Source organism: Pediococcus sp. M21F004 (assembly GCF_051122535.1).
Lineage (GTDB): Bacteria > Bacillota > Bacilli > Lactobacillales > Lactobacillaceae > Pediococcus > Pediococcus inopinatus.
This window is the reverse complement of sequence record NZ_CP177314.1, coordinates 1014124-1029286: the sequence shown is the minus strand read 5'-3', so window position 1 is coordinate 1029286 and position 15163 is coordinate 1014124. Positions and strand designations below refer to the sequence as shown.

General features: G+C 35.7%; 16 protein-coding genes and 1 pseudogene. 11 read left to right on the top strand and 6 right to left on the bottom strand.

Annotation, left to right across the window (positions count from 1 at the left end; all coding sequences use genetic code 11):
• Nucleotides 1–14 precede the first annotated feature (14 nt).
• Together ACLHK8_RS05420 and ACLHK8_RS05415 are read right to left on the bottom strand one after the other, a co-directional pair.
• Entirely contained in the window at nucleotides 15–236 is a 222-nt protein-coding gene (locus ACLHK8_RS05420) for a hypothetical protein (protein ID WP_434520470.1), read from the bottom strand.
• 389 nt (nucleotides 237–625) lie between these two features.
• Nucleotides 626–1471 (bottom strand): metallophosphoesterase family protein, encoded by an 846-nt coding sequence (locus tag ACLHK8_RS05415; protein WP_434520469.1) that lies wholly within the window; start codon nucleotides 1469–1471, stop codon nucleotides 626–628.
• Nucleotides 1472–1803: 332 nt separating this feature from the next.
• On the opposite strand from ACLHK8_RS05415, the gene ACLHK8_RS05410 reads away from it, so the two are divergent.
• Nucleotides 1804–2136 carry a hypothetical protein gene (locus ACLHK8_RS05410; RefSeq protein WP_434520468.1) on the top strand — a complete coding sequence of 111 codons (333 nt, stop codon included), beginning with the start codon at nucleotides 1804–1806 and terminating at the stop codon, nucleotides 2134–2136.
• Nucleotides 2137–2225: 89 nt separating this feature from the next.
• On the opposite strand, the gene ACLHK8_RS05405 is transcribed toward ACLHK8_RS05410, so the two are convergent.
• A complete protein-coding gene (locus ACLHK8_RS05405) occupies nucleotides 2226–2993 on the bottom strand; it encodes a GntR family transcriptional regulator (protein WP_434520467.1) in 768 nt (255 codons plus the stop codon).
• Nucleotides 2994–3098: 105 nt separating this feature from the next.
• Here ACLHK8_RS05405 and ACLHK8_RS05400 point away from each other — a divergent pair, with 105 nt between their 5' ends.
• A complete protein-coding gene (locus tag ACLHK8_RS05400; RefSeq protein WP_434520466.1) occupies nucleotides 3099–4466 on the top strand; it encodes a glycoside hydrolase family 1 protein in 1368 nt (455 codons plus the stop codon).
• A 9-nt stretch (nucleotides 4467–4475) separates the two neighbouring features.
• Nucleotides 4476–5786: a PTS sugar transporter subunit IIC gene (locus ACLHK8_RS05395; RefSeq protein WP_434520465.1), complete on the top strand. Its 1311-nt coding sequence runs from the start codon at nucleotides 4476–4478 to the stop codon at nucleotides 5784–5786.
• Nucleotides 5787–5981: 195 nt separating this feature from the next.
• Here the strand turns inward: ACLHK8_RS05395 and ACLHK8_RS05390 are convergent, their stop codons facing one another.
• Nucleotides 5982–7157, bottom strand: coding sequence for an ISNCY family transposase (locus tag ACLHK8_RS05390; RefSeq protein WP_434520491.1), 1176 nt, complete (start codon nucleotides 7155–7157; stop codon nucleotides 5982–5984).
• An 11-nt stretch (nucleotides 7158–7168) separates the two neighbouring features.
• A complete protein-coding gene (locus ACLHK8_RS05385) occupies nucleotides 7169–8410 on the bottom strand; it encodes an ISL3 family transposase (protein ID WP_105782168.1) in 1242 nt (413 codons plus the stop codon).
• Nucleotides 8411–8579: 169 nt separating this feature from the next.
• Here ACLHK8_RS05385 and ACLHK8_RS05380 point away from each other — a divergent pair, with 169 nt between their 5' ends.
• The 8 genes from ACLHK8_RS05380 (at nucleotide 8580) to ACLHK8_RS05345 (ending at nucleotide 13566) form a co-directional block, all read left to right on the top strand.
• A complete protein-coding gene (locus ACLHK8_RS05380) occupies nucleotides 8580–8930 on the top strand; it encodes a hypothetical protein (protein WP_434520464.1) in 351 nt (116 codons plus the stop codon).
• A complete protein-coding gene (locus ACLHK8_RS05375; RefSeq protein ID WP_434520463.1) occupies nucleotides 8908–9348 on the top strand; it encodes a PTS sugar transporter subunit IIA in 441 nt (146 codons plus the stop codon). The genes ACLHK8_RS05380 and ACLHK8_RS05375 overlap by 23 nt, the downstream gene beginning before the upstream one ends.
• A gap of 15 nt (nucleotides 9349–9363) precedes the next feature.
• Nucleotides 9364–9825 carry a PTS sugar transporter subunit IIA gene (locus tag ACLHK8_RS05370; protein WP_434520462.1) on the top strand — a complete coding sequence of 154 codons (462 nt, stop codon included), beginning with the start codon at nucleotides 9364–9366 and terminating at the stop codon, nucleotides 9823–9825.
• Between the two features lie 27 nt (nucleotides 9826–9852).
• Nucleotides 9853–11148 carry a PTS galactitol transporter subunit IIC gene (locus tag ACLHK8_RS05365; protein WP_434520461.1) on the top strand — a complete coding sequence of 432 codons (1296 nt, stop codon included), beginning with the start codon at nucleotides 9853–9855 and terminating at the stop codon, nucleotides 11146–11148.
• A gap of 67 nt (nucleotides 11149–11215) precedes the next feature.
• Nucleotides 11216–11500 carry a PTS sugar transporter subunit IIB gene (locus ACLHK8_RS05360; RefSeq protein ID WP_434520460.1) on the top strand — a complete coding sequence of 95 codons (285 nt, stop codon included), beginning with the start codon at nucleotides 11216–11218 and terminating at the stop codon, nucleotides 11498–11500.
• A gap of 11 nt (nucleotides 11501–11511) precedes the next feature.
• Entirely contained in the window at nucleotides 11512–12345 is an 834-nt protein-coding gene (locus ACLHK8_RS05355; protein ID WP_434520459.1) for a class II fructose-bisphosphate aldolase, read from the top strand.
• Between the two features lie 17 nt (nucleotides 12346–12362).
• A complete protein-coding gene (locus tag ACLHK8_RS05350; RefSeq protein WP_434520458.1) occupies nucleotides 12363–13046 on the top strand; it encodes a triose-phosphate isomerase in 684 nt (227 codons plus the stop codon).
• Between the two features lies 1 nt (nucleotide 13047).
• Nucleotides 13048–13566, top strand: coding sequence for a YjbQ family protein (locus ACLHK8_RS05345; protein ID WP_434520457.1), 519 nt, complete (start codon nucleotides 13048–13050; stop codon nucleotides 13564–13566).
• Nucleotides 13567–13704: 138 nt separating this feature from the next.
• Here ACLHK8_RS05345 and ACLHK8_RS05340 read toward each other — a convergent pair.
• A pseudogene (locus tag ACLHK8_RS05340) lies at nucleotides 13705–14988 on the bottom strand (ISL3 family transposase).
• Nucleotides 14989–15163: the final 175 nt, after the last annotated feature.

Here is a 15163-nt window from a genome sequence, read left to right as displayed (position 1 = left end):
ATCTAAGCTTCGTACTATCGGTCCTTTAAATACTCAAGAACAGGTTTAAATTGATCAACAAATTCAGTAATGTTCGTAGCTTCTTCTTGATTTAATTGGTCAATTCGTTTAAAAATCAAGTCTCCGTGTTCATTAACTGACGGCTTAAATTGAACATCAATGGGCACATTTAATTCGCTTGGAACAGTGATGACAGTAGATTTAGCAACCTTACGAGTTTTAACAGTTTTTGGCATGAGTATCATTCCTTTCAATAGCATAAGTTAACACGTGATGACGGTATATACAAGACGTATGCCAGACTGTATTACAGAATGTAATTGAATTTATTGTACAAAACGCAACTAATTCTGCTTACTTACTTCTTTATTGAACGGTGGAGGAAAAATTTAAATTTGTTACTTATTGGATAGCAATGATGCGTGTTTTCGCAACATATCAACTGAATAGGAGAGTGCGAAAACCTTGGATCTAAGAATTTTTTTACGATCGATCTAGATAAACTTCGTTTTCCAAATTAAATACAATAAAAGGAGAGGCTGGAACAGAAGAATTGTTCATCTAGCCTCTTTTGCTATCTATATTCATATTTTGATTTTGCAGATGTTGACTTAAAAAATGGTCTTCAAAACTTAGTGTTGGTATTACGACTATCGATATCGTTTTGTAAATTCAGAAAATATTTGTCAGAAACATTAAAAAAATGCCCTAAGCGAGCCAAACCGCCATGGTTGCCACCGTCAATAAAGAACCGTGCATATTCACCAGGGTACTGAACTTGTTTAATGGGACATGGGTCAGACTGATTAGTAAATACATTCTTGAAACCTGGACGGTTGTCATCATATTCACCATAAATCAAAAGTGTAGGTGTATGTCCTGTGATAAGTGCCTGATTCAAAGGATTATGTTCAAAAACAGGATCAGATGATGACATTTGATAAATGTAGGCATCGCGAATCCACAACATTTCATCGGGTTGTGTTTGGGTACGTGGATCAGATTTGTTCCAATCTAATCCAGCGTGAACAAAGAATAAGTGACCGATTGAATATGTAAGAGGCATATTATTAATCCAATCTAAGATCTCAGGATTGTCACGTTTAACCAGTTTCCGGTCCTTATCGATGGAGTAGCCACGTCCAGTCAATTGATAAGCCCATTCTTTTAGCGTTGCTTGGCCGCCGTTAACAAACCAGAGCTGGTCTTCAGTATCCATGTAATCCAGAAACATTTGTTCATGATTACCCTTCAAGACAAGTACTTGAGTCGGCAACTTAGACTGATAGTCTCGAATTTTATTAAGTACTTGAAAGCCTTGCTTATGTCCATCAATATAATCGCCAAGGAAAACAATTTGGGCAAGGGGATATTTCTTAATAAGCTTATCAAGTTCGGTAAAAACGGCCATATTGCCATGGATGTCAGAGATGGCAATGACATTCTTAACTGAATTATTACTCGTAATCATCAGCTTCTTTCTGATTTTGTATCTCTGCTTGTTCTCTTTTGCTGAGCGTTATTACAGCTACATTTTCTTCGAACAAGCTAATCTCGTATGAAACAAACACAGCATAACATTATCAGCATATTATATAACAGTATTTAATTCTGATAAGTCAAAAGCTTTCAGAATGACAGTCTAAACTTACTTTGTTGAACCGAAAACAGAGCTGACTAATCTAAATAAAGCGCGCCATTGCCTATGCGTTAATAACAAAGACCTCCTTGACTAAAAGAACGTGTGTTCGTATAATGAACTTGATTTATCTAAATAACTTTAAGATAGTCGGGAGGAATTCTATGCTTGAATCGGAAAAAATTACTGATCCAGATCAGTTACAACGAGTTAATACGAGGTTAGACCAAACAGAGCACCCTCGCGTGGGCCACATCAAACACAACGCCAGCAATACTAGAGATTATCTATTAGAGATTGGAAAATATGAGAATGATGAAATGACGTTGCCCCAGTTGAGAGATATATTAGTTGGTTCTGGATCGGATTCATATACAGATAACGTTGTGGCCCAAATTGGTCCTGATAGATTTCAATTTTATGTTTTTGAAGCGATGTTTGAGGCCGAGCCGCATTATCATGAGCAACATTACGAAAAATATAATTTCGAGTTTTAAAATGAGATGAAAACTTGGACTGTACCCATTATAGAATAAGCAAAAAATAACATGCATAGAATTCCTATGCATGTTATTTTTAACATTTTTTATGCGTCTAATCCGTTGGTGCTCAGTGTATTATTGATAACAATAATTCCACCTTTATCATAACGATGTCGTGTTTGTGAATATTCGAAGGCTCTTCCATCAGACAAGTGAACGGTTTGCGAAACCTGTAAAATGGGCTCCCCATGGTCACACTTCAGGTATTCGATGTCATTTTTTTGCGGAATGTCCGCTGTTATCTTTCTGATAGAACTTCCAACTTTTAATCCTAAAGTGGTTTCAATAAAATCATAGATTGATTTACTAGCAATTGTTTCAGTTAAGTTCTGAATAACCGAAAGGGGCATAACAGAATGATCTAATTCGTAAGGTTCTTCATCAACATTTCGTAAACGCAGAACATCATAAACGGGTGTTGAATCAGAAATAGCCAGTCTTTTTTGTTCATGCGAGGAAGGCAGTCTAATTTGAAATTTTAGAACTTTAGTACTAACTTTGCCACGTCCTTCAAAAAGTTTTGTTGTACCTTCGTATTGACTGGATAGAATATCTAAAGTTGATTGAGAGTTTGGGGCAACTTTAGTTCCACTTCCTTGTCTACGTAAAATTAAATTGGCATTTGATAATTCGTCAAGGGCTTTCTGAATTGTAACCCGTGAGGTATTAAATTCATTCCCTAATTTTTTTTGACTGGGAAGGTGCTGTCCAGGTCTATAGTCACCATTCCTAATGCGTTCTTTTAATGTGTTTGCAATTTCTTTATATTGGCTGATAGTAACCACCTTCTTTTCCACTTTTAATTTTATCATATTAAGTTACTTTTCCAAGTTTAAGCATTTGAGTTTATAAATAAAACATTTGACTTTACAAGTTTAAAAAATGAGTTATACTATAGTTAATCAAGGAGGGTGCAAATGAAAAATTCTAAATTTTTGTGGGGTAATTCGGTATCAAGTATGCAAACAGAAGGTGCATGGGACGAAGACGGAAAAGGGCCTTCTGTTTATGATATTAGGGAACAGACCTCAGAAACTGCAGATTGGAAAGTTAGTATTGATGAGTATCATCGGTATGAAGAAGATTTTGACTTGATGAAAAATGCTGGAATGAATTGTTACCGTTTTCAGGTTTCGTGGTCTCGCATTATTCCAACTGGTGACGGAGAAATTAATACAAAAGGTATTGAATACTATACACGTTTTGTGGATGCACTTTTAGAACGTGATATAGAACCTGTTGTTTGCTTGTATCATTTTGATATGCCGTTAGCATTGGCGAAGAAATACAATGGATTTATAAATAATCATGTACGAGACGCATTTGTACGTTTTTCAAAAATAATGATAAAATCTCTTGCTGGTAAAGTTAAATATTGGATTCCATTCAATGAGCAAAACTGCACAATGTTTGAAGAGGGATTTCAAAATAGTGGTTATTTTAAGGGGAATAAAACAGTTCAGGATCAATATGAAATTGCAACTAATACCCTTATTGCCTACGCAGAAATTGCAAATTATGTTCATCAATTTGAGGGACTACAAATTGGTGGAATGGTAGCTTATCAGGAGATGTACCCAAATTCTACAAAGCCAAGAGATGTCATGATCACTCGAAAGGCAAATGAGTTTATTAATAACGACTTTCTTTCGTTTTTTGCAAAAGGTGTTCGTTCTAATGAAGTACTGAGATTTATGGAAAACAACGGAATGTCTGATCTGATTGAAAATTTGAATATGACTGTTGACACTTATAAAAATATTGAGAGCGATTTCTTAGCATTTAGCTATTATTATAGTTTGGTAATTGATTCAGCAAAAATTTCAGAAGGCACAGCTCCTAATTATTATATGAGTCAAGGAAAGGTTTCAAATGTTAATTTAAAAACTTCAGAATATGGTTGGCAAATTGATGCTGAGGGATTCAGAAATTGTATTACCAAGATGGCCGATAGATTCGACTTGCCAATTTTCTCAGTGGAAAATGGAATTGGGGCTAAAGAGAACTGGGATGGTACACATCAAATTATTGATAACTATCGTATTCAGTATCATAAAGACCATATTGAAGCGATGAAAAAAGCAATTCATATTGATGGTGCAGATGTTATTGGATATCTAGGATGGGGATTAATCGATATTCCAAGCTCAACCGGAAACATGGAGAAACGCTATGGCTTGATTTACGTTAATCGTGACAATCATAATCTTCGTGATTTACGTAGAGTACCAAAAAAAAGTTATTACTGGTTTAAAGACATGATTGCAAACGAAAAGAATGGGTGAGGTGAAAAAATGCAAAATCATGGAATAGGAAAAAAATTTATTGATGGGTTCACAAAAGTATCAATCAAGATTGGAAATCAAATTCACTTAAGATCATTGCGAGATGCATTTGCAATGATGATGCCTTTATTTATACTGGCTGGTTTAGGAGTTCTAATAAATAATGTTATTTTCACACTATTTCTAAAAGGTAGCACATTAGCTAATTTTCAAATATTTGGAAATTTGTTAGTTAATGGAACTCTGAATATCGCGGGGATGTTAATTGCACCAGTTGTTGGATACTGCTTAGCAAAAAATCGTGGATTTAATAATGCTTTAGGAGCAGCAATTATCTCATTAGCAGGGTTGATTGTAATGATGCCAAGTACATTACAAGCACTCCCAATTGGAAAAAACGCATCAGTTAATATTACAGGATACCTATCTTACACAAATATCGGTGTCACTGGCATGTTTGCTGGGATTATTATTGGAATTGTTGCCACTGAGCTTTATATTAAATTATCTAGTGTGAAAAAGCTTCGAATTAATTTGGGTGAAAATGTTCCACCTGCAGTTAGTGATTCTTTCATGACCTTGATTCCAACAATTGTAGTTTTGAGTTTATTAGCCATTATAGCCGCACTACTAACCGTTCTGGCACATACGGATATGATTAAACTAATTACAATGATTATACAAGAGCCTTTACGTCGGGTTAATACAAGTTTGCCTGGTTTTCTACTGATATACAGTGTTGGTAATTTATTATTTGGTTTTGGTATTCACCAGGCTGTTATCAATGCAACACTACTGGATCCAGTATTATTGATTAATACAAACAAAAATATGCAGGCGTTTGCAGCTGGACAACATGTTCCATATATTATTACTAGTGTTTTTCGTGATACTTTCGGTATGTTGGGTGGCACTGGTAGTACAATTTGTCTGTTAATTGCAACTATTCTATTTTCAAGAATGAAGGCTAGTCGCGAGATCACAGGGCTTTCTATTGTGCCTGGTTTGTTTAATATTAATGAGCCAGTTATTTATGGATATCCAATTGTTTTTAATTTACCATTATTAATTCCGTTTGTTTTGACTCCTGTTATTGCCTTATTATTTGCTTATTTTTGCACAGCAGTTGGATTTATGAATCGAACTGTTGTCATGGTTCCATGGACGACTCCGCCTCTGCTTAATGGCTTTTTAGCTACTGGTGGTGACTGGAGGGCAGTTCTTGTACAACTTATTTCAATTGTATTTGGAGTATTTTTCTATTTACCATTTATGAAGATTTCAGAACGAGTTACAATGCATCAAGCAGAAAAAGGTTAGTTTAATTAAGAATCAGTTTACAAAATAAATAAAACAGAACCCGTTAATTGGAGTATTCCAAATTGTCGGGTTCTGTTTTTAGTGTAATAATCAACAGATTTGGCAAAAAAATTAAAAAACGTGGCAATTATTTGGGCGAAAGTGTCAATCGGTAAGGAAAAATGTCTCAATAATCATTGAACATCCTTGTCAAATTTAAATCTCATATGCCATATGATTTGCTCCTTTTTCGGAATACCCAATTGTACGCAAATAGTCGCGATAATTGGCTCTCCTCCATGGGTGGTTCATAGAAGCCTTGGGCTTCTTGTTCTTTGGGGCCATATTAGATGGTTTTTCAATAATAACCTCGAAAGCTGGCGAAACTAAGTCATGATCTGCAAGCGGATGTAAATCAAATATTTGATCTGCATCTGTAGTAGCGTAAAGCTTACCAGTTAAAGTTTTAACGATTAAGACCTTAGTTCGTGGTTTTAAACAAACTAGCTTATCTGATTCAAATAATTGATATTCCTGATTATTTAATTTGACAGTGTGACCAGATGAAATTGAGCGCTCTCGAGTTGTGATTAAAATCTGATCAATTTCTGAAGATGTAAGTTGTTTGTCAAAGCCACTCGTGTTAATTTTAATAGGTAAAGCAAACTTTTGATTGAATTCTTTTACAAATGGGTTGAGGAAGTCGTTAGCTTGCTCAATTGTCGTTGTATTTGCTAGTTTAAGTTCATTTAAAAGTCGGCTTTGTAGTGTTTCAAAAAGGCGTTCAATTCTGCCTTTGGTTTGCGGTATGCTAGTCACTGAGAGTTTGGTTCCCAGTGACTTACACGCATAACCGAATTGAGTGAGTGGGTTTTCCTTCGTTGGAGAATCTGCTTTTTTGTTTGAGTTAAAAACCGTTCTTCGGTCTGTTAAAATCTCATACGGGATTCCAAAAGAAGTCAATATTTGAGCCATAACTTGATAATAAGCGTTTAACGTTTCTTCGGTATCAAAGTAGGCGCCAACAATCGCACCACTATAATCATCAATCGCGGCATGTAGATAAGTCTTTGTATTGCCGAACCAGAGCTCAACCGAGGCATCCATCTGAATAAGTTCACCGGCAAATTTTTTCCTAGCGCGTGACGGATGAGCCTTTATTGCTTCCACTGGTTCAACAACTTGTAAGGTCTTTTCGTCACGTTTAGACAAAGCCTGCCGTTGTTCCTTGAGCTTTAATTCTTTGCGTATTTGTCTTTTGGTATTGTGATGAGCTTTGGGTGACAGAACCCGATGGGTTCTAAGTATTCGTCGTAAAGTTGATTCAGAAACTTGGGTCTCTGTCAAACTGTATTGGTAGAGATTTTTGAAGGCATGTTCACTTCGGTGAATGTGCTTTTTGTTTACTCATGAATTAAACTGATACGAATGAAGAAGTTATGAATATTTCGAAAACCAAAACAGCTACGCTTTAATACCTTGATTTTGCGATTAAGTCCTTCAATAGGACCGTTAGAATACGGATAACGACAACTGTTGAGCACTGCTGAGCCGTTCTTAACGAAGGTTGAAATGGTGACGTCCATTTGATTACCAGCTACTTGGTAGTTGGTAATCAAATTTTTAAATCCCGTGGCATTCTTTTGGTGGATAGCAGTTAGAATGCCTTGATAAGTTTGATACACAGTTTTGAATTCTGGAAATTCATCTAAGGCAAGGTCGATGGCGTTCTGTTGGGTCATATACTCGTTAATGCCTCGTAAATAGATAAGCTTAGTGTCATTGATTTTCTCTTCTGCCAAATGAAATAAACGCCATTGAGATTTAAGGATGCGGTAAATGCGTGAATGCTTATCTTGAAAAGTACGGATAATGCGTGTACGTACATTGTCTAGTGCACGACCAGCAAGCTGAATAATGTGGAAACGGTCAATAATCGTGACAGCGTTCGGGAATAAACGATGAATAAAGCTGGCATATTCGGCGTTCATATCAATAGTAATTGTTTGAACTTTCGCACGTTCTTGAACTGAATAACGAGCTTCAAAGTAATCAATGATATCCTTACTGAGACGATCTTCGAGGGTCACAATGCGGCGATGACTAACGGCATCGCAACAGTTAAAGGACATTAGATGATTACAGGAACGAAATTCATCGAAACAAAGATTTGGTGGAAGTTGCTTAACACGGTAAGCCAAGTGAATATTTGCATTTAAAATACGTTGCACACTACTTGGTGAAATGCCACAAATTTTAGCGATTTCTTTACTGGTCAGCATGTCACGAGCTAGCACAATGACCTGATGTTTAACATTGTGGGTAAAAGTTTCATTACGTCTAACGAGGTTAGTTTTAGCTCCACAGGTTTTTAAACAATGTTGGCATTGATATCTTTGTCTTCTTAGCTGCATTTCATAACGTCCGCCTGATAAGGTTCCCAACCTTAGATGACTAACGTGGGTACCGTTTTTAATTAGACTTTTATGGCCACAATGGGGACATTTCACAAGCTGATAAGAAAGGTTGGCGTGAACGACATGAATTCGTTGTCCATTCGGGCAACGTTTCTTGGTAACACCAGTTACGGTTATATTTGGGTCTGTCATTTCAAACAAGCTTAAGATAGAATTAGTTAGGGACATCTGTTTTTCCTCTTTTCGATTTTGTTTGGCGATTAAATCGTAGCACCAAGAGGACAGATGTCCTTTTAATTTTCAAAATAAAAACTGGTATCAGTTATTCACCAATACCAGAAAGTGTAGACCCAATAAAATTAGAATTGCCCTTACAATTATTTGTAAGCGCTTTAAATTGCCAAATGCATCTGATAATGAGGTCGGTTTTATTACTTTATATTTTGCTAAATATTTAGAAGAACAGGCGGATCAATTTCATGTATGGATAGTATGCGCTAGTGGTATCGGGACCTCAGAGCTACTAAAAGTAAAGATAGAAAAAAGTTTTAATAATATAACTGTGGATAAAGTGTTTTCCTCTTTTGATGATGAATTATACCTTGATCAAAATACAGATGTAGATTTAATTATTTCAACAGTTGTTCTCCCACGGAAAATTCAATCCGCTAAGAGCATCTTAATTAGTGCTTTACTAAATGAAACGGATAAGAAGATGATCAATAGTGCATTACAGAAAATACGTTAAAGAGGGAATACTATATTTAGAAAACATACCTACGATTCTGCCAATAAATCAATTAGCAAAAGCTATTACTCCGTATTTACCAGGTATGTCCGTGCTTGAAATTAAGGATTGTATAAAATCTCGAGAACAGATTGGTGATACTTTTATTGGTAATCAAACGGTAATTTTGCATGTATCGTCAGAAAAGATAGAAAAACCATTCTGTTTATATGCGTTAGAAAAAACCCCGGTGATTTGGAAATCCGCATATAGTGAAGAGAATCATCAAGTAATGAATTTTGTTGTATTAGTGATTAATCCTAAAAAGCAAGATCTAGAATTTAAACAATTATCTAAATTTTTGCAATTTCCCGATACAGGGAGAAAACAATTTCTGAAAATGTACGAGAAAAATACCAATTTAATCAATTGGTTATAAGAAGAAGGGATTTTAATGTTACTGGATAAAAAAATGTTTAATGAAAATATTATGCTCTTTGATGACGATGCTGTAACTAGAGAAGCAGCTATAACTAAATTGAGTAACAAGTTACTTGATAGGGATATTGTAAAGTCCTCCTTTTTAAATGCTATTCTAATCCGAGAAAATAATTATCCAACTGGATTACAGTTATCAAATAATTTAGGAGTAGCTATTCCTCATACTGATGCAGATAAGGTTAATCAAGACCAAATTGCGTTTATGTCTTTTAAAAACCCGATCACTTTTCGGCAGATGGCGAGCGAAACGGAGGTTGTGCCTGTGAATATGATTTTTATTTTATGCTTGAAATCACCACATGATCAATTAGATATGCTTCAAAACTTAATGGCACTTTTTACTAATAATGAGTTTATGATGCAACTTATCAAGTGCCACAATCAAAAAGAATTTTTTCATGTTTTAGAAAATTAAGATGATTATTGAAAGAAGGGCTAAATTATGCAAGTTATTCAGTGGATAGTCAATCTAGGAGCAAGTGTGTTTTTACCAATTCTATTATTTATATTCGGATTAATATTAGGAATCAGACCTGGTAAAGCGTTCAAGGCAGGTTTAACGGTTGGTATTGGGTTTATTGGACTAAATCTGGTTATCACGCTTTTAACCACAAGTTTAGGACCAGCAACAAAGTTGATGATTAAAAACTATGGGTTACATCTCGCATCTATAGATATTGGTTGGCCAGCTGCTTCAGCTATTGCTTATGGTACAACGCTCGGAGCAATGGCAATTCCAATAGGTGTGATAGTAAATGTTGTTCTGTTGCTTCTTGGACTAACGAAAACTTTAGATGTTGATATTTGGAACTACTGGCATGTTGCTTTTGCAGGCTCTGTTCTATATATGCTAACCGGTAACATGTGGCTTGGTGCAGCTTTAATGATTGTAGTCACAATGTTCAATTATTTTTTGGCAGATTTAAGTGCACCGACTGTAGAGAAATACTATGGGTTGGAAGGAATCTCATTTCCTCATGGATTATCTGCACCAGGTTATATCTTTGCTCTTCCGTTTAATTGGCTATTTGATCGAATTCCAGGCTTAAATAAAGTTCACTTAGACGCGGAAACCATTCAAAAAAAATTAGGTGTTTTTGGTGATACAACGGTAATAGGCGCAATTATTGGTCTTGTCATTGGTCTTTTAGCAAAACTTGATGTTGCTAAAACATTAAATTTAGCAGTTAGTATGGGCGCTGTCATGATGTTAATGCCTAGGATGGTTTCATTATTAATGGAAGGACTTACACCCATTTCTGAGGGTGCTAATGCCATGATTAAGAAAAGATTCCCAGGCAAAAAATTATATATTGGTATGGATAGTGCTCTAGCAATTGGTCAAGAGAGTGTGTTATCTTCGGCGTTACTCCTTGTGCCTATTACATTATTATTAGCTGTTATTTTACCCGGAAATAAGGTTTTACCTTTTGGTGATCTTGCAACAATTCCTTATTTCATCGCTTTATTTGCGGCAGTATTCAAAGGTGATATTTTACGAACTGTGATTGCAGGTGAGGTTGACATTTCGATTAGCTTATATGCAGCAACTTGGCTTGCACCAGTCATTACGAAACTGGCTAAGGCTGCAAGCTTTAATATGGGGAATAATTCTTCTATTTCAGCGTTGAGTGATGGAGGATTATGGACCAACTGGGTTTACCTCATGATGGGTGAAAAATTCCAGTGGGTCGGTGTTGTTATATTATTTGTAATTGCTCTTGGGTTATTAATTTAGTTAAACAAATTGCGTAAAACACCAGTCGAAAAAGAATAAAAATTATTTTTGAAAGGAAGCATTAATTATGAAGAAAATGATGATTATGTGTGGCAGCGGAGTTGCAACTTCAACAGTTGTCACTGGTAAAATTAAAACTTGGTTAGAAAGTGAAGGGCAGCTTGATAAAGTAAAATTATATCAAAGTAAAGTTGCTGAAGAGGTTAATCATATTGATGATTATGACATTATTGTATCTACGACATTAGTTCCTGAGAATATTAAAGATAGGGTAATTAATGGAGTTCCTCTACTAACTGGTATTGGTGCTGATCGTGTTTTTTCAGAAATAAAAAAAGAATTAAATGAATAGAGGGGTTATAAATGCTTATATCGTCATCGAAATTACTCAAAAACGCAAAACAAAATCATTATGCATTTCCACACTTCAATTTCTGGGATAGTAACTCAATTCGTGCAGAAATTATGGCCGCGGAAGAATTAAAGTTACCAGTAATATTAGCTTGGGCACAAAAACATTCCCCAGAAATTGGTATAGAAGATGCTCTGGCACTTGGTAAGTACTATGGGAATAAGGCAAATGTACCGGTAGTTTTACATTTAGATCATGGTGTAGACGTTGATACTGTGGAATACGGGGTTACACATGGTTTTACATCTGTCATGATTGATGCTTCCGATAAGGATTTTAACGAAAACGTTAGAGAAACAAAAATCATTGGTTCTTATGCTCATGAAAGAGGAATAGTTGTCGAAGCCGAAATTGGGCATGTTGGCACAAATTCTACAAAAGATGGGAGTATGTACACGGAAGTAGCAGCTGCCCAAGAATTTGCTAGATTGACAAATGTTGATTCTTTAGCCGTTTCTATTGGGACTTCACATGGTGTGTATAAACAAGGAACACCAAAATTAAGTTTTTCGCGATTGGCAGAATTGGAAAAAGCAGTTCCTATTCCATTAGTGTTGCATGGGGGGTCTTCATCTGGAGATGAAAACTTAGCTCGTGCTGCTAAACAAGGAATTACCAAAGTAAATATATATACCGATCTTGCAAATGCTGCGTTGAATGCTACCCAGAAAAATTCATTCTTGTCAGAACCTGATATGGCATTTGCACAACGAAAAGCGGTAAAGGATTTGGCGGAGCATTATTATAAAGTGTTTGGCACTGTTAATTATCAATATACAATTTAGGATTGGAGGTTTAGAACTTGATTAAAATAAAAACACCATTTTTTATAGTAAATCCAAAATCATATTTATATGGTGCGGATGTCATTAAGTTAGCTAAACTCGCAGACAAAGTATCTGCAAGATATGATATCGATTGTATATTTACAGGACAATTAGTTGATTTATCGGCAATCCATGAAGCCGCACCAAATTTAGTTTTGACAGCACAACACATGGATAGCTTAAAACCTGGAAGAGGTATGGGGCACGTTTTACCTGAAGCTTTAAAAAATATTGGCGTACAGGCGGTTGTTTTAAATCATGCAGAGAATCCTTTAACGATTGCCACACTGGACAGAAGTATTAATCGTGCAAAAGAAGTAGGCATAATGAGCATAGTATGTTCTGACACACCTGCGCAATGTGCGGCGATTGCTGAAATGCATCCAACAATGATGATCTGTGAACCCAACAGCCTAATTGGCACTGGTAATATAAGTAATGATGAATATATTGAGCAAACAAATCGTGCAATACGGGACGTAGACAAGAACATTCTTATAATGCAAGCTGCAGGAGTTAGTACTGCTGATGATGTAAAGAAGGTTTTGGGCCTTGGCGCAGATGGAACAGGTGGTACCAGCGGTATTATTAAGGCACCAAACTGGGAAGAAAAGTTAAATGAAATGATGTCTGCCATGGTAGATCTGAAGGAGAGCTAATATGAATGTATACCAAAAAGATATAAAAGTTACTACGGAAGATCGAGTAACCTATAAGAACATTACTGAAGAAATTAAAAAGATTGTGAAAGAGAGTCAAGTATCTAATGGTATCTGCTTAGTACAAACTTCGCACACTACTTGTTCTGTTTTATTTGAAGAGTATGTTCATGATCATGATTTTAATGGAGATGAATATTTACAGGCGGATTTAAACAATATTCTTGACACATTAGTGCCAAGAGAACTAACCGAAAATTCGAATTATCGTTATCCTGGCCCAAAACATGTTCAGTTTTTAGCAGATCTGGCCCAAAAGGATAAGAATTATCCAAACGATCCTGGGACAATTCTTAACGGAGATGCACATATTCGTGGATCCTTATTTGGGGGAAACCAGACGTTTGCAGTTAAAGACAAGCAATTATTAACAGGTTCTGTTGGCTATGTTTATTTTGTTGATTGGGATCAGAACCGTGCTAGAAACCGAGTTTGCCATATTCTAGTAATGGGCGAATAGGTAGGGAGTGTTTGTTTGATTATCTAACAAAAAGACTTTCATATGAAATGTTTTTGGGTTTCTGTCAAACTTTATCGGTAGAGATTTTGGCTCTTTGTCAAATCCTGTTGATAGATGAATTTGGGACACTGTTAGAAGTTATGCAACTTCTAACAGTGTCTTTTTGTTTGGTTTAGTTCTCATTTGTTGTAATTTAACTCTTGAAACTAAGTGGTGATAATTTCGGAAACCAAAGGCGGTTCTTTGAATTTGTTTAATCATTCTATTGATCCCTTCAATTGGACCATTAGAATACTTTGATTCACTGGCATTGAGGACTATTTCAAGATTCTTTTTAAATGTGGTTAAAACATCTTTCATTTGCGAGCTAAGCTTATCGTTGTTATATAAATATCGAACGAGACCATCTTTGTCGTGATTTTTAAGACATATCATAATGCCTTGCATGGCGTTATAAGTATTTAACAGCCTTTCATCAACATCTAGACCTAACTGAACTCTTTCGAGTTGAGTTACTTGTTACCTAAGGTGTCGATCGAAAAATGTTTTTTTAACCTCAAGTTCATCGAAGTGTTTTAAATAAAGTTTCCAAGAGAATTTAAGCATCCGATATTCCTTGGATTGTTTCTTGTATTCTTTCATAATTTGAACGCGACTTTGGTTAAAAGATCTAGTCATCATCGCAACAATATGAAAACGATCGACAATTATTTTGGCATTTGGAAATACCAATCTGGCGATATCTTGATAGTAACTATTAAGGTCCAGAGAAACTGTCTTTACTTGCTTTCTAGCGGTGCTGTCAAACTTATTAAAGTAATCAATAATAGTTTGTTTAAAGCGATCCGGTAGGATCTGTTGAATTTCATGATCACCATCACCGTTAATACAGAGAAAGTGGAAATCGCCGCCAACACCACGAAATTCATCCATAGATAAGTGCTCAGGTAAAGAATGATAATTTCTCCGAAATAGATCATCATAGTTGTCTAAATAGCGACAAACGGTACTGGGAGAAACACTATTGTCTAAAGCAATACTAGTCTGAGTACGATCATCCTGAAGATGCATGAATATTTTTTGTCTGGTAGCTTTGGAAATATTACAATACTTATTGACGAGATCTGTTGTTGCCATTACCGAGTTTCCACAATTTTTACAGATTAATCGTTCTTTATGCAGTTCAAGATAGACGGGCTCACTAGCGTTGGCCGACGGATATGAAACGCGTGACACATAGTGTCCATTATGACTAAAGTTTTCAAAACCACATTGAGGACACCTTTTATAAGTGGCTTTAACATTGGCAACATAGACTTTAGCAGGTTTTGATTTTATGAATTGATGCTTATAACTGAAAAAAATAACATTTGGGTCTTTAATACTGAGTGAAAATTTTATATTATTATCTATAGGGTTCATGGTTTCTCACATCCTTTGATGATGCTGTAGTGGGTGGATTTTTTTGTGTGTGGGGGCCTATGGGCCTCTTTTTTTTACAAAAAAATCCTGTTAATAGATTACCACATTGGTAGTCCATCAACAGGAAAAAGTATAGAGTCGAAAATCTCTTTCAATTAACTGGAAACCCAGTTTA